Origin of the sequence: Pseudomonas sp. NFACC43 (assembly GCF_900119645.1) — a bacterium.
Taxonomy (GTDB): Bacteria; Pseudomonadota; Gammaproteobacteria; order Pseudomonadales; family Pseudomonadaceae; genus Aquipseudomonas.
The window spans coordinates 241,386-262,627 of the sequence record NZ_FPKK01000009.1; the positions used below are offsets into that span (position 1 = coordinate 241,386).

At 58.8% G+C, this 21,242-nt stretch carries 11 protein-coding genes and 4 pseudogenes; 6 read left to right on the forward strand and 9 right to left on the reverse strand.

What is annotated here, in order from left to right:
• The first annotated feature begins 90 nt into the window (after positions 1 to 90).
• Both putA and BT179_RS17530 read left to right on the forward strand, forming a co-directional pair.
• Positions 91 to 4,044 carry a trifunctional transcriptional regulator/proline dehydrogenase/L-glutamate gamma-semialdehyde dehydrogenase gene (putA, locus tag BT179_RS17525; protein WP_072398563.1) on the forward strand — a complete coding sequence of 1,318 codons (3,954 nt, stop codon included), beginning with the start codon at positions 91 to 93 and terminating at the stop codon, positions 4,042 to 4,044.
• A 256-nt stretch (positions 4,045 to 4,300) separates the two neighbouring features.
• A complete protein-coding gene (locus tag BT179_RS17530; protein ID WP_072432178.1) occupies positions 4,301 to 6,103 on the forward strand; it encodes an acyl-CoA dehydrogenase in 1,803 nt (600 codons plus the stop codon).
• 120 nt (positions 6,104 to 6,223) lie between these two features.
• Here BT179_RS17530 and BT179_RS17535 read toward each other — a convergent pair whose 3' ends face one another.
• Positions 6,224 to 6,526: a cell division protein ZapA gene (locus BT179_RS17535; RefSeq protein ID WP_072432179.1), complete on the reverse strand. Its 303-nt coding sequence runs from the start codon at positions 6,524 to 6,526 to the stop codon at positions 6,224 to 6,226.
• On the reverse strand, positions 6,523 to 6,753 hold the full coding sequence (locus BT179_RS17540; RefSeq protein WP_072398566.1) for a hypothetical protein: 231 nt from the start codon (positions 6,751 to 6,753) through the stop codon (positions 6,523 to 6,525). Before BT179_RS17540 ends, BT179_RS17535 begins: the two co-directional genes overlap by 4 nt.
• 270 nt (positions 6,754 to 7,023) lie before the next feature.
• On the opposite strand from BT179_RS17540, the pseudogene BT179_RS27245 reads away from it, so the two are divergent.
• The 4 genes and pseudogenes from BT179_RS27245 to BT179_RS27260 all read left to right on the forward strand — a co-directional run.
• A pseudogene (locus BT179_RS27245) lies at positions 7,024 to 7,779 on the forward strand (MCP four helix bundle domain-containing protein); the annotation flags it as partial.
• The gene (locus BT179_RS27250) at positions 7,771 to 8,634 is read left to right on the forward strand and encodes a methyl-accepting chemotaxis protein (RefSeq protein ID WP_371264408.1); all 864 of its coding nucleotides are present in this window, start codon (positions 7,771 to 7,773) and stop codon (positions 8,632 to 8,634) included. The pseudogene BT179_RS27245 and the gene BT179_RS27250, both read left to right, overlap by 9 nt.
• Positions 8,635 to 8,985: 351 nt before the next feature.
• Positions 8,986 to 9,663 (forward strand): annotated as a pseudogene (locus BT179_RS27255) (PAS domain-containing protein); the annotation flags it as partial.
• A 114-nt stretch (positions 9,664 to 9,777) separates the two neighbouring features.
• Positions 9,778 to 10,251 (forward strand): annotated as a pseudogene (locus BT179_RS27260) (methyl-accepting chemotaxis protein); the annotation flags it as partial.
• 232 nt (positions 10,252 to 10,483) lie between these two features.
• On the opposite strand, the gene BT179_RS17555 reads toward BT179_RS27260, so the two are convergent.
• From BT179_RS17555 to BT179_RS17575, 7 genes and pseudogenes are all read right to left on the reverse strand, one after another.
• The gene (locus tag BT179_RS17555; protein ID WP_072432181.1) at positions 10,484 to 10,714 is read right to left on the reverse strand and encodes a hypothetical protein; all 231 of its coding nucleotides are present in this window, start codon (positions 10,712 to 10,714) and stop codon (positions 10,484 to 10,486) included.
• A gap of 392 nt (positions 10,715 to 11,106) precedes the next feature.
• Positions 11,107 to 11,742 carry a hypothetical protein gene (locus tag BT179_RS17560; protein ID WP_371264405.1) on the reverse strand — a complete coding sequence of 212 codons (636 nt, stop codon included), beginning with the start codon at positions 11,740 to 11,742 and terminating at the stop codon, positions 11,107 to 11,109.
• The gene (locus BT179_RS27265) at positions 11,732 to 11,893 is read right to left on the reverse strand and encodes an HNH/endonuclease VII fold putative polymorphic toxin (protein ID WP_371264409.1); all 162 of its coding nucleotides are present in this window, start codon (positions 11,891 to 11,893) and stop codon (positions 11,732 to 11,734) included. The genes BT179_RS17560 and BT179_RS27265 overlap by 11 nt, the downstream gene beginning before the upstream one ends.
• A 37-nt stretch (positions 11,894 to 11,930) precedes the next feature.
• Complete coding sequence (locus BT179_RS17565) at positions 11,931 to 12,416, reverse strand: hypothetical protein (RefSeq protein ID WP_072432182.1); 486 nt, start codon at positions 12,414 to 12,416, stop codon at positions 11,931 to 11,933.
• A 348-nt stretch (positions 12,417 to 12,764) separates the two neighbouring features.
• A pseudogene (locus BT179_RS17570) lies at positions 12,765 to 13,396 on the reverse strand (hypothetical protein).
• Between the two features lie 225 nt (positions 13,397 to 13,621).
• Positions 13,622 to 14,083, reverse strand: a complete 462-nt coding sequence (locus BT179_RS26555; protein ID WP_143148714.1) for a hypothetical protein — start codon at positions 14,081 to 14,083, stop codon at positions 13,622 to 13,624.
• Positions 14,040 to 21,242 (reverse strand): two-partner secretion domain-containing protein (locus BT179_RS17575; protein WP_143148715.1); only part of this gene is annotated, 7,203 nt, incomplete at its 5' end. The genes BT179_RS26555 and BT179_RS17575, both read right to left, overlap by 44 nt.

A 21,242-nucleotide genomic window follows, 5' to 3' on the forward strand; every position in this document is an offset into this window, starting at 1 on the left:
GGTTGCACCCGGTTGCACCTCGAACAGCCCGAGGCTAATCTTGCCGCCAGCTGATGCCACGCAATACGTGGTAAACATGAGGATAAAAATATGGCTACCACCACCCTTGGGGTCAAACTCGACGACCCGACCCGCGAACGCCTCAAGGCGGCCGCAACCTCGATTGATCGCACGCCGCACTGGCTGATCAAGCAGGCAATTTTCAATTACCTGGAAAAACTCGAGGGTGGTGCAACCCTGACCGAGCTGAACGGTTCGACCCGTATCGACAGTGACGAAGCCGGTGATGTCCAGGTCGACCACGCGCACCAGTGCTTCCTGGAATTCGCCGAAAGCATCCTGCCGCAATCGGTGCTGCGCGCTTCCATTACCGCCGCTTACCGTCGCCCCGAGCCGGAAGTGGTCCCAATGCTGATCGAGCAGGCTCGCCTGCCAGCGGAAATGGCCGAAGCCACCAACAAGCTTGCCGCGTCAATCGCCGAAAAACTGCGTAACCAGAAGAGTGCTGGTGGTCGTGCCGGTATCGTTCAGGGCCTGTTGCAGGAATTCTCCCTGTCGTCCCAGGAAGGCGTGGCGCTGATGTGCCTGGCCGAGGCGCTGCTGCGCATCCCGGACAAGGGCACTCGCGATGCACTGATCCGCGACAAGATCAGCACCGGCAACTGGCAGCCCCACCTGGGCAACAGTCCATCGCTGTTCGTCAACGCCGCCACCTGGGGCCTGCTGCTGACCGGCAAGCTGGTCGCCACCCACAACGAAGCGGGCCTGACCTCCTCCTTGAGCCGCATCATCGGCAAGAGCGGCGAGCCGATGATCCGCAAGGGCGTCGACATGGCGATGCGCTTGATGGGCGAACAGTTCGTCACTGGCGAAACCATCGCCGAAGCCCTGGCCAATGCGAGCAAATTCGAATCCAAGGGCTTCCGTTATTCCTACGACATGCTGGGCGAAGCCGCGCTCACCGAGCATGACGCCCAGAAGTACCTGGCCTCGTACGAACAAGCCATCCATTCGATCGGCAAAGCCTCCCACGGTCGTGGGATCTACGAGGGCCCGGGCATTTCCATCAAGCTCTCGGCCCTGCACCCGCGTTACAGCCGTGCCCAGTACGAACGGGTGATGGACGAGCTGTACCCGCGCCTGCTGTCGCTGACCCTGCTGGCCAAGCAATACGACATCGGCCTGAACATCGACGCCGAAGAAGCCGATCGCCTCGAACTGTCCCTGGATCTGCTGGAGCGCCTGTGCTTCGAGCCGCAGCTCACTGGCTGGAACGGCATCGGTTTCGTGATCCAGGCTTATCAGAAGCGCTGCCCGTACGTGATCGACTATGTGATCGACCTGGCCCGTCGCAGCCGTCATCGCCTGATGATCCGCCTGGTGAAAGGCGCGTACTGGGACAGCGAGATCAAGCGCGCCCAGGTCGAAGGTCTGGAAGGCTATCCGGTCTATACCCGCAAGGTGTACACCGACGTGTCCTACATTGCCTGCGCCCGCAAGCTGCTGTCGGTGCCGGAAGCCATCTACCCGCAGTTCGCGACGCACAACGCCCATACGCTGTCGGCCATTTATCACATCGCCGGTCAGAACTACTACCCGGGCCAGTATGAATTCCAGTGCCTGCACGGCATGGGTGAACCGCTGTACGAACAGGTCGTAGGCAAGGTTTCCGAAGGCAAGCTGAACCGTCCGTGCCGCGTGTACGCTCCGGTCGGGACCCACGAAACGCTGCTGGCCTATCTGGTTCGCCGCCTGCTGGAGAACGGTGCCAACACGTCGTTCGTCAACCGCATCGCCGACCAGTCCATTTCGATTCAGGAACTGGTGGCCGACCCGGTGGCCAGCATCGAGCAGATGGCGACCCTGGAAGGCGGTTTCGGCCTGCCGCATCCACGCATCCCATTGCCACGCGACCTGTACGGCAGCGAGCGCGCCAACTCCAGCGGCATCGACATGGCAAACGAGCATCGCCTGGCCTCGTTGTCCTGCGCCCTGCTGGCGACCGCCCATAACGACTGGAAAGCCGCGCCGATGCTCGGCTGCGCCGCCAGCGAAGAAACGCCGGCCCCCGTCTTGAACCCGGCAGACCACCGCGACGTGGTCGGCCACGTCCAGGAAGCCACGGTGGCGGATGTCGACAATGCCATCCAGTGCGCCCTCAACGCCGCACCGATCTGGCAGGCCACGCCACCGGCCGAGCGGGCCGCGATCCTGGAGCGTGCCGCCGACCTGATGGAAGGCGAGATCCAGCCCCTGATGGGCCTGCTGGCCCGCGAAGCCGGCAAGACCTTCGCCAACGCCATTGCCGAAGTCCGTGAAGCCGTGGATTTCCTGCGCTACTACGCGGTGCAGGCTCGCAACGACTTCACCAACGATGCCCATCGCCCGCTGGGCCCGGTGGTCTGCATCAGCCCGTGGAACTTCCCCCTGGCGATTTTCAGCGGCCAGGTTGCCGCCGCGCTGGCCGCCGGCAACCCGGTACTGGCCAAGCCCGCCGAGCAGACGCCGCTGGTGGCCGCCCAGGCCGTGCGCCTGATGCTCGAAGCCGGCATTCCGGAAGGCGTCCTGCAACTGCTGCCGGGCCGCGGCGAAACCGTCGGCGCTCGCCTGGTGGGTGACGATCGTGTCAAGGGTGTGATGTTCACCGGTTCCACCGAAGTCGCACGCCTGCTGCAGCGCAACATCGCCGGTCGCCTGGACAACCAGGGTCGTCCGATCCCGCTGATCGCCGAGACCGGCGGACAGAACGCCATGATCGTCGACTCCTCGGCCCTGACCGAGCAGGTGGTCATCGACGTGGTGTCCTCTGCCTTCGACAGCGCCGGCCAGCGTTGCTCGGCGCTGCGGGTCCTGTGCCTGCAGGAAGATTCCGCCGACCGTGTCATCGAAATGCTCAAGGGTGCCATGGCCGAATCGCGCCTCGGCAACCCCGAGCGCCTGTCCGTGGACATCGGCCCGGTGATCGACGCCGAAGCCAAGGCGGGCATCGAGAAGCACATCCAGGCCATGCGCGACAAAGGTCGCAGCGTTTACCAGATGGCAATCGCCGACAGCGAGGAATGCAAGCGCGGTACCTTCGTCATGCCAACCCTCATTGAGCTGGAAAGCTTCGACGAGCTGCAACGGGAGATCTTCGGTCCGGTGCTGCACGTGGTGCGCTACAAGCGCAAGGAGCTGGATCAGTTGATCGACCAGATCAACGCATCCGGCTATGGCCTGACCCTGGGCGTGCACACCCGTATCGACGAAACCATCGCCAAGGTGATCGACAACGTCCATGCCGGCAACGTCTATGTGAACCGCAATATCGTGGGTGCCGTGGTCGGCGTGCAGCCGTTCGGCGGCGAAGGCCTGTCGGGCACCGGGCCCAAGGCCGGTGGCCCGCTGTACCTGTACCGCCTGCTGTCGACACGTCCTGCCGATGCGATCCAGCAGTCCTTCGTTCGTGGCGATGCCGCCAGTGCGCCGGACCTGCGCCTGCGCGATGCCCTGAGCAAACCGCTGAACGCCCTGAAAGCCTGGGCCGACAGCCAGAAGCTCGCCGAACTGAGTGCGTTGTGCGTGCAGTTCGCAGCCCAGTCGCAAAGCGGTATCACCCGTCAACTGACCGGCCCGACCGGCGAGCGCAACAGCTACGCCATCCTGCCGCGCGAACACGTACTGTGCCTGGCCGAGGTGGAAGGAGACCTGTTGACGCAACTGGCGGCGGTACTGGCCGTGGGTGGCTCGGCCGTATGGCCGGAAACCGACACCGCCAAGGCGCTGTTCGCACGTTTGCCGAAGGACATCCAGGCACGTATCCAGCGCGTTGCCGACTGGACCAAGGATGATGTGGTGTTCGACGCTGTCCTGCATCATGGCGACTCGGACCAGCTGCGCAGCGTCTGCCAGCAGGTAGCCAAGCGCCCCGGTGCCATCGTCGGCGTCAATGGCCTGTCCCAGGGCGAAACCGGCATCGCGCTGGAACGCCTGGTGATCGAGCGGGCCCTGAGCGTCAACACCGCCGCGGCGGGGGGTAACGCCAGCCTGATGACTATCGGTTAAGCGCGACATTCGCTGAGCATCGACAATAGATGCTCAGTTCACCGCCCCAGTGGGAGCGAGCTTGCTCGCGATAGCGACCTGACAGCCAGCATCTTTGTTGTGTGTGAAATCGCTATCGCGAGCAAGCTCGCTCCCACATTTTTTACGCGTCAGATCACCCCCTGCGTTCTGCCACTCCATCACCCAAATCAATCTTGCTGTTCACCCTCCTGCCTCACACCTAGACTCGGCCCATCCCAAAACAAGGTAGGCCGCCATGTCCGAGACGTTGCTCAGTTCCCGCAATCTGGCTTTCGAGCTGTACGAAGTCCTTGATGCCGAGGGGCTGACCCAGCGCGAACGGTTTGCCGAACACAACCGCGAAACCTTCGACGCAGCCATCGGCACAGCCCGCAGCATTGCCGAGAAATATTTCGCGCCGCACAACCGCAAGAATGACGAGAACGAACCGCGCTATGAGAACGGCCAGGCAATCCTGATTCCCGAGGTGAAACCGGCGGTGGACGCATTCCTCGAAGCCGGTTTCCTCAATGCCGCGCGCAGTTTCGAGGCTGGCGGCATGCAGTTGCCGACGCTGCTGTCCCAAGCCTGCTTCGCCCACTTCCAGTCGGCCAACGCCGCATCGACGTCCTATCCGTTCCTGACCATGGGCGCGGCGAACCTGATCGAAAGCTTCGGCGACGAAGCCCAGAAGCGACGCTTCCTGCAGCCGATGATCGATGGTCGCTTCTTCGGCACCATGGCCCTCACCGAACCCCACGCCGGCTCTTCGCTGTCGGATATCCGTACCCGTGCGGAACCGGCACCCGACGGCACCTACCGGCTCAAGGGCAACAAGATCTTCATTTCCGGCGGCGATCACCCGCTGGCGGAAAACATCGTGCACATGGTCCTGGCGAAGCTGCCGGACGCGCCACCCGGGGTCAAGGGGATCTCGTTGTTCATCGTGCCCAAGTTCCTGGTCAACGACGACGGCAGCCTTGGCAAGCGCAACGATGTGCTGCTGGCCGGGCTGTTCCACAAGATGGGTTGGCGCGGCACCACTTCCACGGCACTGAACTTTGGCGACAACGGCGAATGCATCGCTTACCTGGTGGGCAAACCGCACCAAGGCCTGAGCTATATGTTCCAGATGATGAATGAGGCCCGGATCGGCGTCGGCATGGGCGCGGTGATGCTGGGTTACGCCGGCTACCTGTATTCCCTGGAATATGCCCGCGAACGTCCGCAAGGCCGGGTGCCCGACAGCAAGGACCCGACCACCGCTCCCGTGGCGATCATCCAGCACGCCGACGTGCGTCGCATGCTGCTGACGCAAAAGGCCTACGTCGAAGGTTCGTTCGACCTGGGCCTGTACGCGGCCCGGCTGTTCGATGACACCACCACACTCGACAGCGAAGCCGAACGCCGACGAGCCCATGAATTGCTGGACTTGCTGACCCCGATCGTCAAATCCTGGCCATCGGAGTTCTGCCTGAAGGCCAATGAACTGGCGATCCAGATTCTGGGGGGACACGGCTACACCCGGGAGTATCCGGTGGAGCAGTATTATCGCGACAACCGCCTGAACCCGATCCACGAGGGCACCCATGGCATCCAGTCCCTGGACCTGCTGGGCCGCAAGCTGGCACAGAACGGCGGCGCCGGACTCAAGCAGTTGATCCGCCTGGTGGCCGATACCACCGAGCGCGCCCAGGCGTATGAGTCATTGAATGCGCTGCGTCAACCGCTGGAAGCTCTGGTAGCACGCCTGCAGACAGTCACACTGGGGCTGCTTACGGACATGGCCCAGGGCAAGGTCAACAGCAGCCTCGCCAACTCGGCTCTTTACCTCAAGGTATTCGGTCACATGGTGATCGGCTGGCGCTGGCTGGAACAGGCCATTCGCGCCGAGCAAGGCCTGCTCGCAGGCAACCCGGCGGACGTGGCTTTCTACAAAGGCAAGCTACAAGCGGCGCGCTACTTCCTTACCTGGGAAGTACCAGGATGCCAGCACGAGCTGACACTGCTCGAGGCGCGGGACGATACGTGCCTGACGATGCGGGATGAGTGGTTCTGAGAAGAGTTCTGCAGCGCGCTCGGAGACCGATCGCCCAGCAGGCTCATTCCTGCATTTGATCCTCGGTGAACACAGTTCCACCGTGGAGCGAGCCTGCTGCTTCTCAAGCCAGTCGCAGGTTCAGGCCTGCTGAATCGTCTTGGCGATCACATCGACCGTGGCGCTGACCTGCTCCTGGTAACGGTCGAGCTCGGCGCGATGCTGCTTCTGCATTTCGATCTGCTGCGAACACAGGTTCATGGCCGCCAGCACCAGCAGGCGATCACCGATCAGCGTCGGGTATTTTCGCTTCGTGTCGGCCAGGGCGGCCTTGAGCATCGCCGCGGCGTCCAGCAGCGCCTGTTCCTGCCCGGTCGGGGCCTTGATTGAATAGTCTTCTCCCAGGATCGAGATGACTGTCACCCCATCGGTACCCTGCCTCATGCGCCGACGGGACCTGCGCTGGCGCGCTCGATGAGCGCCTGGATGCGGGCCGCAGTGGCCCCGTGCAGTTCTTCCTGTTCCATCAGGCTCAATTGCAGGCTCTCGTTTTCATCCTTGGCCCTGGCAAGTTCCGCACTCAGGGTTTCGTTCAGGCCGGCGAGGTGGCGGTTCTGTTGCACCAGGTCGTTGACCAGTTGCTCCAGTTGGCTGAGGGATGTTTCCAACATATTGATTTCCAGGCTTTTCCAGGGGGCGCGTACGATAAAGAAAAGTCACCGCCGACGCCACGATTTACGGGCAGCGGTACTTCGCTCGCGAGTGGTAAAGACTGTGAATGGGCAGTCCGGTTCCTACCCTTCGTCGCCTGGCCAGGGTAGTGCTGCGACAAAAGGGCCCATCCCACTCAAGACTTCAGTCGCATGTCCGATAAGGCAATTAACACCAGCCACAGCCCGCACGGGCGCGCCTTCTCGGTACATTCCATGTCTCTACGTAATATGAACATCGCGCCGCGGGCGTTCCTGGGCTTTGCCCTGATCGGCGCCCTGATGCTGGCCCTCGGGGTATTCGCCCTGACCCAGATGAGCAAGATCCGCGCATCCAGCGAAAACATCGCCCAGAACAGCGTACCCAGCATCCAGGCCCTGAATGAATTCACCCAGCTCACCTTGCGCCTGCGGGTATTGTCCTATCGCCTGCTGACCAACCGCGAACCGGATATCCAGCAGAAAACCTTCGAGCTGTTCGAGCAACGCAACCAGCAGATTCGCGATGCCCAGAGTGCTTACGAAAAGCTCATCAGCGCTGCCGAAGAACGGACTGTCTATGACCAGTACGTGCAACTGCTGGGGCAATACCGCCAACTCGAAGAGCGGATGAAAACCCTGTCGCGCAACAATCAGGTCGATGAGTTGCGGGCACTGCTCAACACTGAACTGCAGAACAACTCCGAAGCCATCAACGCAGTACTCGGCCGCCTGCTGGAAATCAACAACCAGCAAGCCGATGATTTCAATCAGGGCGCGGCGCAACAGTACTCGACAGCGTTCAACTGGGTCGTCACCCTGCTGGTGGTTGCCACCGGCCTGACCCTGCTGTTCGCCTGGCTGCTGACCAACAGCATCACCCGGCCGATCGCCAACGCCCTGGATGCCGCCGAAGAAATCGCCAAGGGCAACCTGACCCGGCCGATCGTGGTCGATGGCAGCGACGAAGCCGGTCGCCTGCTGCGGGCGATGTCCACCATGCAGGAAAAACTGCGCGATACCCTGCAGCGGATTTCCGGCTCGGCCACGCAATTGGCCTCCGCCGCCGAAGAACTCAACAGCGTTACCGACGAAAGCGCCCGTGGCCTGACCCAGCAGAACGACGAGATCGAACAGGCCGCCACTGCCGTCAATGAAATGACCAGCGCCGTGGAAGAAGTAGCGCGCAACGCGGTCAGCACTTCCGAAGCCTCGAAAAATGCCACCACCTCCGCCGGCGACGGCCGGGACCTGGTGCAGGAGACTGTCGGCGCCATCGAGCGCATGAGCGCCGATGTGCAGAGCACCGCCACGCTGATCGGCAACCTGGCCGATGAATCCCGCGACATCGGCAAGGTCCTGGACGTGATCCGTGGCCTGGCCGACCAGACCAACCTGCTGGCGCTCAACGCGGCCATCGAGGCGGCCCGTGCCGGCGAGGCCGGTCGCGGTTTCGCGGTGGTGGCGGACGAAGTACGTGCCCTGGCCCATCGCACCCAGCAGTCAACCAGCGAGATCGAACGCATGATCGGCAGCATCCAGAACGGCACCGAACAGGCCGTGGACTCCATGCGCAACAGCACCGAGCGCGCCGAGTCCACACTCAACATCGCGCGTGGCGCCGGCATGTCCCTGGACACCATCAACGCGGCCATCCTGGAGATCAACGAGCGTAACCTGGTGATCGCCAGCGCCGCCGAAGAACAGGCCCAGGTGGCACGTGAAGTGGACCGCAACCTGGTGAACATCCGCGATCTGTCGGTGCAATCGGCCACCGGCGCCAATCAGACCAGCGCCGCCAGCGCCGAGTTGTCTCGCCTGGCCGTGGACCTGAACAGCATGGTGGGGCGCTTCAGCCTCTGACCCTTCGAGCACTCCCGCATCCCGGACGGGAGTGCTCGCCTTGCTCGGCCCCTGCCACCGGCTCGCGGAGCATTGCTGGCGGTACCTCGCGACAACACCTGCAAGCATTAACCCTTCTTTTTGTGGACCTTTAGAACCGGATCATTGGACAAGGCGCCTTTTGGCGCCGAAACATGATTAGGCCATTCCCTTCAGTTCCGCTGTCAGCGAGTCGATACCGAGACATGGTCCAGTCATTTCTGGGTTCGTCGAGGGTACGTCATGTTTAACAAAATCCTAAAAAGTGAACTGACGGCTAGGACAGCCGAATTAACGACATACAAAGGACTGGTGGGTGCCTTGGAACGGTCGATGGCCGTGGTCGAGTTCAGTCCCGACGGCAAGGTGCTTCGCGCAAACGAAAACTTCCTCAATACCATGGGTTACCGTGCGGAGCAGTTGGCCAGTCTGTCGCATCGGGACTTCTGCACCCCGGCGCTGGCGGGCAGCGCTGAGTACCGCGAATTCTGGAATCAGTTGCGCGCCGGTCAATTCGTTTCCGGGACCTTCCAGCGCCGTAGCGGGCGCGGCCAGAACGTATGGCTGGAAGCCAGCTACAACCCCGTGGTGGATGAGCACAACCGCGTGGTGAAAGTGGTGAAGTACGCCCTCGATGTCACTGCCAAGGTCGCGAACGAGGCGGAAATCCGCGGCAAGTTGGCGGCACTTGATCGTGCCATGGCGGTGATCGAATTTGACCTCAGCGGCCACATCCTCACCGCGAACGACAACTTCCTGAGGGTCATGAACTACAACTTGACCGAACTCCAGGGCAAACATCACCGGATGTTCTGTGAGCCAAACCTGGTAAGCAGTTCGGAATATAGTGATTTCTGGCGGCGCCTGAACGCCGGGGAATTCTTCAGCGGTCAATACAAGCGTCTCGGCAAGCACGGCAAGGTCGTCTGGCTGGAGGCCAGCTACAACCCGGTCTACGACGCCGAGGGCAAGTTGTGCAAGATCGTGAAGTTCGCAAGCGACATCACCGAACGGGTCGAGAAGTTCGAGGAAGATTCTCGCGGAGCCTCCCGCGCCTACCACATCTCCGCCGAGACCGAACGAGTGGCCGAACAGGGTGCCGAGGTTATCCACCAGACAGCCAAGGAAATGCGTCAGATCGCCGACAACATCGGCGCCTCCGCGCGCCTGGTCGGGCAACTGGGATCGCGCTCCGAGGAAATCACCGCCATCGTCAACACCATCCGCGGCATCGCCGACCAGACCAACCTGTTGGCCCTCAATGCCGCCATCGAGGCCGCGCGAGCGGGAGACCAGGGCCGAGGCTTCGCAGTGGTGGCCGACGAGGTCCGCCAGCTGGCAGGGCGTACAAGCCGCTCGACAGCGGAGATCGCCGAGATGATCGGCATGATCCTCTCCGAAACCCGCGAAGCCGTCGCAAGCATGAACGTCACCCACGAAGGCGCCCTGCGCGGCGTGACCCTGGCGGACCAGGCCGGATCGGTCATCGTACAGATCCGCACCGGGACGACAGACGCACTCGAAGCCGTGAGCATGTTTGCATCCAAGCTCGACGAGTCCGAGGTCATTCCGAAAACGGCAGTTGGCTGGGTTGGCTGAGAGGGTTCAGGGGGAGCTCGTGTCCTTTGTCATAACGCCCAACGGATGGGATCTCCGTTGGGACAACAGACCGCGCTTATGAAGAATGGGGACTGAAGAATCGAAGAATGCAGAAGAATGGGGACACCCATTAGCCGGCCTCAAGTCAAGGCTAAAAGCCAACCCATCCCTGCAAAATAAATCTGTCCCTTTTTTTGTGGCTTACATAGCGTCACAGTAAATTTCGCCTTATCTACATAGTTTTTATCTCTGAAATCAGAGCCAAAAACTCAGCTTCCGTCAACTCAAATTCCTCACCCTCTTCCATTGCAATCAGCGTGAGGAGCACTCGATCCATGGGCGCAGTTATTTCTAAGCCATGATTTTGATATATTTCAAATGCGGCTTTCGAAATCCTAAAAACCTCGAAACCATCAACCAATGTTTTTTCTAAATCCGTTGCAAGATCGGCTTGTGAGTACATTATTTCCAGTTCTTCAAAAAAGAAAAAAGGGGGACAGATTTATTTACCAGCATGACAAATAAATCTGTCCCCTTTTCGTCCGTCCCCTTTTCGTCCATTGGCGGAACGCCCTGTATCAATGTGTCGTATCTCGTAATACCACCACGTCATCGAGAGGTACCATAAAGGCCGTAGGTGTGACCTCCGCCCAAGTCAACGGTCATTTCAACGGGTCGCGAGTATTCGGTTCCAATCGCACGGTGAACGGAAATTTTAGAAAAAGAGGACAGATTTATTTACCAGCACAACAAATAAATCTGTGCCCTTTTCACCTGTGAGGCAGGGAGGCCGGCCAGATAACTCTCAGAGTTATTTACGAATCAGCACAAAGATGCCACACCATCACCCTCCAATCAATTCAATAATCCGCCCATCACTTCTGACGGACCTGTGGATAATAAACCTTGCTCACCCTCATCAAATTCACCAAGCCTCCTAAAAAGCAGCCCTTTCTTTTCACTTATCAAGTAATGCAAATCCAAATCATCCGATACATTCCCGGACCATCCCACATCCAAAATACTTTTCACATCAAACCCGCTAGGCAGCGCAGCGATATATGAGCAGCGTTCAACCTCAAGAATTTTCGCCAAAAACTCAACTGAATTTCTCGATAGCCGCACAGCACCAAAAAATTTTAACTGCCCATCTGCCTCAACCATGCCTTCTTGCAGTTCACTGCCGCCTACAACTTCATTTCCGCGAAAGCTTAAAGCCCCCCACAACTTTCGGTATCGGATCACTCGTGTATCTGGCTGCCATGCTGAGTTACCAACAAAAAACCAGACGTCGTAACCGAGTAAGTTTTTTTCAATTAATGAGAAAATATAATCTAACACCAGAACCAAAGAGCTACTTGATGACTCAGCAACCATAAAACTCGCTACAGAGATGGCCTCGGCCGCCCCTCTCTGCGGACGGTTAATATTGAATACCTCGTTCGGTATAGAAATATTAGGCGCGCTCAAAATTTCAATATCAATAGTCATAGTGATTTCCGATTTCATCATTAAAGTGGGAGCCGCGATTTTGTGGATTTCCCACACCGAAATCATGACCCCTTGCATCATCACGGATCCTTACCGTTCTTACCAAAAAAGGGGGACCCCAAAAAAAGGGGACAGATTTATTTACCAGCACAAAAAACAAATCCGCCCCCTTTTCACCTAAACAAACACTATGCGCAAGTCAGCAATCTTTCACGAATAGCATGTTGAGTTGGCAAAGAGATAAAAATATCTTCGCCCACTTCTTGAAAATCATCGACCCATCTGTAAATTTTATAGCCACTATGAAACGCAGATACCAGACTTAACAGTAGAACCTCGTCCAACTCCAATCCGCCCTCATCTAACTCCAAAATCACGAGAGCTTCGTCTGTAACATCTAAAGACAGGGAGCAGCCCTCATTCCGCAAATATTCCTTAAGCGCGCCCCCTTTGAGCATCTCAACTCTTATCCAGGGTTCGCTATTTTGCTGATTACTCCACTGTTTATTGACTTCCCACTTGTTAACTTTCAAGTCAAGAAAGCTGCACTCATTGAAAACTTCTTGATCCTGAATATAAGAGACAGGTACATCGCCCCATGCCCGTCTGACCAATATCTCTCTTTCGGGTAAAGCTATCCCTTGTTTTATAACCACAGCATATTTACTGCTCATTACATATTCCCTGTTTCTTGCAATCGTTTCAGCCCCTTCTCAGCATTTCTAACCAACTGGGCCCGTGCAGACTGAGGCAAACGTTTAAATGCTTTATCGATTTGAGGCGCCAAGAAAAAAGGGGACAGATTTATTTACCAGCCTGACAAATAAATCTGTCCCCTTTTCGTTCATTGATGCTGAAGAATTTGCCGTCTACGATCCATTGGGGCTGTGTCCTTGGTTCGCTGGTGTGTGTTCGCAACTATCACCGTAGACCAAGACCAGCCCCTCTTAATTTTTCGCTTTCAGTTCAATCGCTTAGCCGCTAAGGAAGTGCCATTCAAATCTGCCCCCTTTTCGTCCACCTTACGTTCCTGGCCTATAATCATCAATCGACTTATTTTTATCTTTCAATAAAGATGCAATGAAATCTGAATTAAAATCTGTCAGAAATTCAATAGCGTCATAGACTTTCCAGCGATGCACCTCGGGCTTATCGATTATAGCAATAAGATGATTTTCAATAAGAGGCACATATTCCGTGTAATTCTCACGCCTCACAAAATCAAAAATCTTGGCTATTTCGAAGATTTACTACTTGCTAAAGCAATGATTTTTGAAAGGATAGAATATATCTGAGCCCTAGCAACTTCGATATCCCCACGATCAGCCACGTTGGAAAAATACCGAGTAACAGCCAAGAGTATCTGGTAATAAGTATCGTCGTACCCATATACCCGATGAGAATAAATCCCCTCGATTTGCTCTGGCTTTTCCATACTTGCTTCCAAAGCAATCAAGCCTTCATGGATGCCCAAACTAGTCAGTAATTTTGCGGCAAAAAATCTCTCCTCATCATTACTAGCATTACGAAGCAGATCTAGCACAGCACTAATTCTTTCCTGCGGGATATCCTCCGGATCCAAGTCCCCTGCGCTCACGGCATAATCTGCATGCCCTGGAACGCTATTCAACAACTCGTACTTTTCAGGCCCCATAAAACACCTTTATTTCTTTACTCTATAATGTAGACTGCCGGCACACAACCCTTGATCAAACATTCACCATCGCGTTTGGCACCCCCCAAATCTCTATGGGCGTTAATCACCGAGTCGCTGTTACTGAAGCAAAAAATAAAAAAAGGGGACAAAAAATAAGGACAGATTTATTTACCAGCATGACAAATAAATTTGCCTCTTTTTTCGCCACCTTTTCTAACCGCTTCAAACAACCACTACATCACCGGAATCCAAGTAAATTGTATAAGCCTCATAACCACTGTCGCTATCCGGTTCAACAACAATACTGTCGCCTGAGTTAAATAGTATCTGCAGCGCTGCTGCCTCAACCTCTCTAACCGACAGGACATCCTGTAGCAAAAAATCCAATAACGGCGCACTTGTGGATGAATCAGAAAACCGTCTTTGCCCTAACACGCCATTTACTTCATATTTCAAACCACCTTCCACACAAAAAGAGACTCTATATGGAGAGATGCCAGCAGAAATCTGGGGGCGTGAAAATTCCAATTTCGTCATTCGCACACCAAAACATACCATCTCCAGATAACAGCCGGATAGCAGTGAAAAGTCAAAATCAGCCGGTAATGAGTACATACGCCACCTTGATTGATAAATAGCTTCAACGACGAATCGGCGGCAAAGAGTCAGGAAGAAGAGGAACATGTGTATCCCCCTGACCTTTCCCCGGTTTGCCTGTTGCGGGGTTCATTGGTTGCTTGCCGGAGTTCTGCCAGCGCCAATATCCATTCTCATATCCCGGGACAGGTGATGAGCCAGGCGGCATAACTCGGATGTGCTCTCCTTTTGCCGGATCAGTTCCAGGTGGGTAGTAGATTTCCCCACCATTTTTCCCTGGCCGACTGATCCATCCGAATGGAATTACAGGAGCCTGCGGGGGATTTGATATCTGCTCTAGAGTTTGTGGTGTCTTCGCCCCACCTTTCGCACTATTATCCCCAACAACCCCAACCTTAACCCCGGTTGTACCACCCTTCCCCCCAGCCGTCGACGCGAACAATCCCCGATCCGGACTCAATCCATCCGACGCAAGCTCGGCCAGTAATGCAGCGCCATCGCCTTTTTCGGTACGCGTATTCTCGATAATGCCGGTATTGATGGCCCGCTCGTTACTCCGCGTGATTTCCCAAAGTGCTACCGAGCGATTCAGCCCTGAGCTTCTGCCGTCATGCAGCAATTTTTCATTGGCCGAAATCTCATCCGCCAGCTGCTTCGTAATCTGCGCACAGCCCGCCGGATTCTGCAGGCAGTACTGTCCAAACTCCCGGTTTCGGGCTGTGTCGAGGTTGTTGTAAAAATCACGGATGGATTGGCAATCAGCTGGTGATGTGCAGCTGTTGAGCTTTTGTTCTCTCTCCACCAATTCCGCATGGAACAGATAGTTGAACGCGGTCGCTTTCTCGGCAATCTTCGAACCTGTATCGAGATCGCCGTTGACCGCGGCCGCAGCCAGTAGCCCCGTTAGTTGCGAGAGCATCAGTTGCAGATGTTCGTTTTTATCCGCCACCTTGACCATGCTGGGAATCAGCGCTTCGTTCAAACCGGCGGCGACTGCCCCCGTTTTGAAATCACTGCCTGTCAGTTCAGCCAGCAGGCCACCCATGATCGCGTGGGCCACAATTTTCTGAGGGCCGCCATCCGGGAACTTGATGGTATCGCCCACCCAGTTGAAACCGGTCGCCATCGCCACATTGCCGGCCTCTCCCAGCAGGGCAGCATTGAAGTTGCTGCCGAAGCTGCCGCCTCCAATCGCTGTGGAAATGCTACTGGAGATGAGCGCTTTCCCAGTTGTGCGGACTGCCGTGTCAGTCGCGTTACTCCAACGGAAGATATCCTTGGATGAATTACGCGCGCTTGATGCTGAACTTGCCGAACCCGTCGAACCCGCCGACGGCTCGACGCCTTGAGTTGCAGTATTGGCGCTGTCGGCACTGGTAAACCATTCTTTGTCCGCGTATTCGAACGCATAGGCGGTAAAACCGGCAATCGCCGCACTCTTCAAGCTATCGGCGCTCACTGTTTCCTTTAGCGCACGACCCAGGTTGCCTTTGTTCTCAATAGTACTGGTGACTGCGGTGGTACTCAGGCTGGTGGCTACCGCAAGGTTGGTGCCTGACAGTCCGAAGCCGGCCGGGCCCATGATGAACGACATCAAAATCGCGATGGCGATTTTGGCTCCGGCACCCAGACCGGAGTTTTCATACTTGAAGCTGTCGTGGATTTCCTTCACCTGACGCCAGTCGATGTCGCCACGCGCCTCGGCCTGTTTCATCCAGGCCAGGCCCGGTTCAGCCTTCACCATCGCGTCGATGGTCTGGCTGACACTCTGTTTATCGACTTGCTTGACGTCGATACGCAGGCCGTCAACGGCCTTGATGACCAACTGTCCTTGGGCGACAAGCTCGCTCTGGCGCAAGGTTTCATCGGTGCGTCCCTCGCCTTTCATCTTGTACCAGGCCAGGTCACCTTTGCTCTTGGTGTGGCTTTCGTCGTGGTAGTCCTTGACCCCCTCGAAGATGATTCGCCCACCACTGTCTAGGGTCAGGTCATTGCCACTTTGCAGCTTCGCCACCTGGTAGGTCTGATCCCCACCGCTGATCAGTTTCAGGTTGCCCCCGGCCTTGATCTCGCTGCCGATATGAGTGATCTGAGTCACCTCATCCCGCCTTGCGGCGTTACTGCCCCATCCCCCCTTCTTCTTCATGTCATACAGCGAATAATCCCGATTCTGCTCAGCCAGCAGACTTATCTGCTTAACGGCAACCAGGTAAGCCTCGTCACCCGCCGTAATCCTGCTCGCCACCACCGACAGGTTGTTGCGCGCAGCAATCGCTACATCCCCGCCCGCATTGAGGGTGGTCGCCTGCTGCTGGACGTGATCCTCTTCCTTGTTGATCTTCTTGCCACTGCGCTTGTAGCGGTATTCGCTGGCGTCTTCGTTCGCTGCCGAGATCAGGGAAACGTCGGTGCCGGTCAGGTTGATATCGCCTTTGGCTTCGAGGTGGCTGGCGACGACGGTCAGGTTTTTGCCGGCTGTGGCATTCAGGTCGCCGCCGGCCTTGATTTCACTGGCATGCTGGACGGTCTGACTCTGTTCCCAAAAGTGGCGCTTGTCCTTGCGCATCGAGCCGTTTTCTTCCCGGGCGGCGGAAATGACGATGTCTTCCCCCGCGCGCAGGTCAATGTCGTTGCCTGCGGTGATGGCGCCGCCCACGTTCAGCAGGTCGCCCGCCGCCCGCGCGGTGAGGTTGTTGCCGGCCTCGATGCGTGCGGCATTGTCGACCACCGAGGTTTTCGAGCTGAAACCCTGGCCGCTGTTTTCAATGATGCTGACGGTGCGGTCGTTGCGGATATCGCCGGTCAAGGTCGACAGCTCGACATCCTGGCCCTTGAGAATCCCGCCCTGGATGTTGACGAGGTCTTTGCCGGCAACCAGCTTGAGCCGCTCGCCGGCTTCGGCCAGGCGCGTGTTGACCAGGTTGTTCCCCGCCGCCGCCGAGAGGTTTTCGCTGGCGTGCAGCGTTCCGGCGTTCTTGAGGTCGGTACCGGCAATCAGCGTGATGTCCTTGCCCTGGATCAGCGCGCCATCGGCCATCAACCGGCGGTTGGCCTGGGCCAGGTAGAGCACCGGCACCAGCACATGCTCGCCATTGATCACTTGGTCTTCCATCCAGACGATGTCATGGGTGAGCGCGGCGACCTGCTGCGACGTGAGGGTCACGCCAACGGCCAGGTTCAGTTGTTCCTTGCTGGCGATGGCGTTGTTCATCAGGTACTTGAACACGCCTTCATCGCTGGTCTGTCCGGCGATGAATCGCTGTCCGGTGCGGGCAAGCACCGCCTGCTGGACCAGGCGCTGCTCGTACAGGCCATCGCCCAGGCGCTTCCAGCTGGTGTCGGGGTCGTAACCCAGGTTGCCCAGCAAGTAGTCCGAACTCAGGAACTGCCTGAGGTCGGTCAGCGCAGGGTTGGTTTCGATCAGGTACTTGGGCCCGACAATGACCCGGCTCGCATCCGAGCCCTGGACGGTGGCCCGGCTCTGGTCACGGCTGCCTTGCGCCGCAGCCGCGCTGTCGACGATGCGGAACAGGCCATTCTCCCCCGTTGGCAAGCTGAACCCGGGCATGCCGGTCGGGTTGACCTGTTGTTGCGCAAGGTCGGGCGGTAACTGCGGGTTGAGCACCACCACCGCAGGCTGCGTGGAGGTGGCGACGTCCGTCGCCGCTGTTCTGGCCGTCCCCGCCAATGGCGCCTGGAACTGCACGATGCTGCTGTTTTCCAGTTTCTGGGTGGCCTGGATGTCGATATTGCCCCCCGATTGAACGACCGCCGGCGCCATCGGCGCACCCGGTGTCACGGTGGTGATGTCAGCCACCTGGCGGAAGCTGTTGAGTGCATCGACCGGGACTTCCTTGGGGTTGGCCTGGGCGTTGTAGGGAACGATGAAGCGCGAACGGAAACGCTCGTCGGTTCCGTCGGTCACCCTGCCGGTGTTCCAGGTCCGCGTCCTGACGCTGGAGCCGGCAGCGGCGCCGACGTTGGCAAAGTTGTCCGCCTTGATCAGCAGGTCGGCGCCCGAGGCCATGACGCTGTGGTGGTTGGCTACCGCAAGGCCGTCGATGGTCAGCTTGCCGCCGCTCATCAAGGTGGCGCTGGCCGAGTCCTGGAGCACCACGCTCTGGTAGGTTTCATTGGCGATGTAGTCGACGTTGTGGTGGTCGCCGCCGCAGTCGTAGCATTTGACGCTGATGGAACCCGACACCAGTTGATCGGTGGTGGTAAAGACGTCCTTGCGGTTGATCAGGACATTGCTGCGCAGCGACATGTCCTTTGCCGACTCCAGGGTGCCGGAGATGTTCTCGAGCAGTTCGCTGCGGGCCACACCGTCCCGCGCCGCGACATTCAGCGCCCCCAGGCTGTAGACATCGGCGAAATGGTTGGTGAACCGATCGAAACGCAGCCCCATGTCCGCGCCGCTGAAGATCAGGCCATGATCGTTGCGCGCCTCGTCGGCGGTCAGTTCGACCGCCCGGGCGCCGCCCAGCGTGCCCGTGTTGGTCAAGCGGGCGGCGGTCAGGGAGAACGTGTCGCCGCTGGTGATCCGCCCGGCATTGTTCAGTGCGCCGAGGCTGCCGATGGTGGTAGCACCACCTCCAGCCAGGCGCGAGCCGCTCGAAACATCGATGCTTGCCGCACTCAAGTCGAACCGACCGAGGCTGCTGGCCCGACTGCTGCCCGTGCCGACATAGGCACCGGTCAGCCTCAGATCGAGGGCTTCATCGCTGCCAATGACGCCTGCGTTGTTCCAGTTGCCACCCGTGGCGAGCAGGCTTTTGACGGCGAGCAGGCTACCGCGGTCGGATTGATTGAGCTGGCCGACCTTCAGGTCGAGGACATCGGCCTGGATAGCCGAGCTGTTATCCCAGCGGGCCGCGTCGACGGTCAAGGTACCCGATGTCGTCAGGCTGCCGCCGACGTTACTGAACCTGGCGATGTCCACGTCCAGGGTGCCGCTGCCCACATGGCGAACGCTGCCATCAGTGTTCAGGAAACCGGTCATCTGCAAGGACAGGTCGTGGCTGGCCGCCTCGATGAGGCCGTTCTGGTTGTCCAGCAGTTGGCCAACCTCCAGGGTCGCCGCTCCCCGCTGGGCCACCGAACGCAACTTGCCGCGCTGATTGTCAATCGATGCAGCCCGGATCGCCAGGCCATTGCTGCCCTCTACCAGGCCGCCCTGGTTGATGAGTGCTGCCCCAAGTCCGAAATCGATGGTGTCCGCCGCTACGCGTCCGTTGCTGTTATCCAGATCATGGGCACGGACCGCCAGCCCCTGCCTGGCAAGCAAGGCACCGTTGCGATTGTGCAATGCGCCAGTGCCGATTTCAGCCGCCCCGGACAGGGCCGACACCTGTCCGCCGTTGTTGAGCACCGCCTGCGTTGCGCCGAGGTCGATGGACTGGGCCTGGATCAATCCGGCGTCACCGCCGGCGGTGAGCGATTGACTGTTGTCCAGTACCTTGTCGAGAGCGGTTTTCAACCAGCCATTGACCGTTGCCAGCACGCCGCCACGATTGTCGAGGCTGCTCGCCTCGATATCGACGTTACCGGCCTGGGCGATGGCGCTGCCGTCCCGATTGAGAAGGTCCCCCGCGATATCAACCTTCAGGTCATCCTGGCTGAGCAGGCTGCCGTTGGTGTTATCGACCTCTCCCCCAGCGATGGTCAGGCCTTGTTCGGTACTGATAATCGCCTTGCCAGTGTTGAGCAGGTGTTGGTGGGCAGTCAGGGCCATGGCCTTGACCGAGGCGATATAGCCGTCGTCGCTGTTATCGATGCGGTTTGCTGTCAGTGTCAGTTTCCCCTGGCTGACCAGCTTGCCGCCCTGCTGCTTGAAACTGTCCAGCGTGGCGACCGTATCCGCCTGGCTGGTGATTTGGCCGCCGCTGTTGTCAACGTCACCTGCGCCAACGGTCAGGGCCGCGTCCGAAGCCATCTTGCCGCGGCTGTTATCGAGGGTTTTCGCCTCGATCTTCAGCCTGTCCTTGGCGCTGACAACGCCTTCACTGTTTTTCAACGTCCCGGCGACCAGGGCCTGCTCGCCACCGCTGGCGAGGGTGCCCTTGCCGCGGTTGTCCAGCGTCCCGAGGACTGTCGCGTTCAATGCGCCCTGGCTGACCAGTGTGCCGGCGCGGTTGTCGAGGGCCTTGCTGTCGACGGTCAGGGTTTTCGTCGCAGACAAGGTACCGCCGCGATTGTCCAGGGTCTGGGTGGTCGTGGCTTTCAAGTCGCGACTGGCAATCACGGCTTGCCCGCGGTTATCGAGGGCAGCCGCTGCAAGGACGACATCGCCGACCTGGTTGCGAGTGCTGTCGGCATTGACACCCGCCTCGATGATGCCAAGGTTGCTGAGTTGGCCGTCGGTCGTCAGCGTGACGCTGTCACGCGCGGCCATGGCGCGTCGATTGTCGATGCCGCCTCGGGTCGTGGCCTCGAGGCGGCTGCCGGCATAGATCGTTTCCCGAGCATCCAGGCTCTGCGCCTTGAGGTCGACGGCCCCGGCCGCGGTGGTCTGCGCCAGGCTCAAATGCCCATTGGCATCGAGCTGGATATCACCCCCACTGGCAATCAGCTTGCCGTCCAGTTTCACCCCGACCCCGGCCTCGGTGCCCACCAGCTTGATCGCCCCGGCATACATACCGCCCAAGGCAGAGGAGTCGATCGCCAGTTGCGGCTTGGCGCTGCCGTCATCGGCCCGTGCAGTGGCGTTGAGGGTGGCGGCATCGACGTCATTGCGTCCGGCGACGATGGTCAGGTTTTTCGCCTGGATCTCGGCGTTGATCCGGGCGCTGCGGGTGATGATTTCGAAGCGGTCGACGTTGTTCGCATTCAGGCCCGCGCCTTCGATGGCGACGCTGCCCTGGTCCACCTGGTAGCGGCTCAACTGGCCATTCTCGACGACCGGCTTGCCGGTGGTCAGGGTCGCCCGTGGGGTATTGATGAAGCCGCAGCCGTTGCAGGTGATGCCATAGGGGTTGGCGACGATGACATGGGCCGACTTCCCCGCCACTTCGGTGTAGCCGCGCAACTGGCTGGGATTGCCGCCGTTGACCTCGTTGAGGATGACCTTGGCCGCCGTGCCGTTGAGGTTCGGGTTGCCGAGGATGATCCCGCCCAGTTGCGTGGACTGGGTGCGGTTGGTGGCGTTGTTGAGGATCACGCCGTTGCTGCCGACGTTGTAGTCCTTGAACTGGTTGTGGGACAGGCCGCTGCCATTGGGCTTGGCGATGTTGACGATGGGCACGCC

Bases quoted from the DNA above. Each gene is read 5' to 3' on its own strand.
- BT179_RS27250 (WP_371264408.1), top strand. From the start codon at position 7,771: ATGCAGGAAAAACTGCGCGATACCCTGCAGCGGATTTCCGGCTCGGCC.
- BT179_RS17560 (WP_371264405.1), bottom strand. From the start codon at position 11,742: ATGACTATTGATATTGAAATTTTGAGCGCGCCTAATATTTCTATACCG.
- BT179_RS17555 (WP_072432181.1), bottom strand. From the start codon at position 10,714: ATGTACTCACAAGCCGATCTTGCAACGGATTTAGAAAAAACATTGGTT.
- putA (WP_072398563.1), top strand. From the start codon at position 91: ATGGCTACCACCACCCTTGGGGTCAAACTCGACGACCCGACCCGCGAA.
- BT179_RS26555 (WP_143148714.1), bottom strand. From the start codon at position 14,083: ATGTTCCTCTTCTTCCTGACTCTTTGCCGCCGATTCGTCGTTGAAGCT.
- BT179_RS17540 (WP_072398566.1), bottom strand. From the start codon at position 6,753: ATGTTGGAAACATCCCTCAGCCAACTGGAGCAACTGGTCAACGACCTG.
- BT179_RS17565 (WP_072432182.1), bottom strand. From the start codon at position 12,416: ATGAGCAGTAAATATGCTGTGGTTATAAAACAAGGGATAGCTTTACCC.
- BT179_RS17535 (WP_072432179.1), bottom strand. From the start codon at position 6,526: ATGAGGCAGGGTACCGATGGGGTGACAGTCATCTCGATCCTGGGAGAA.
- BT179_RS17530 (WP_072432178.1), top strand. From the start codon at position 4,301: ATGTCCGAGACGTTGCTCAGTTCCCGCAATCTGGCTTTCGAGCTGTAC.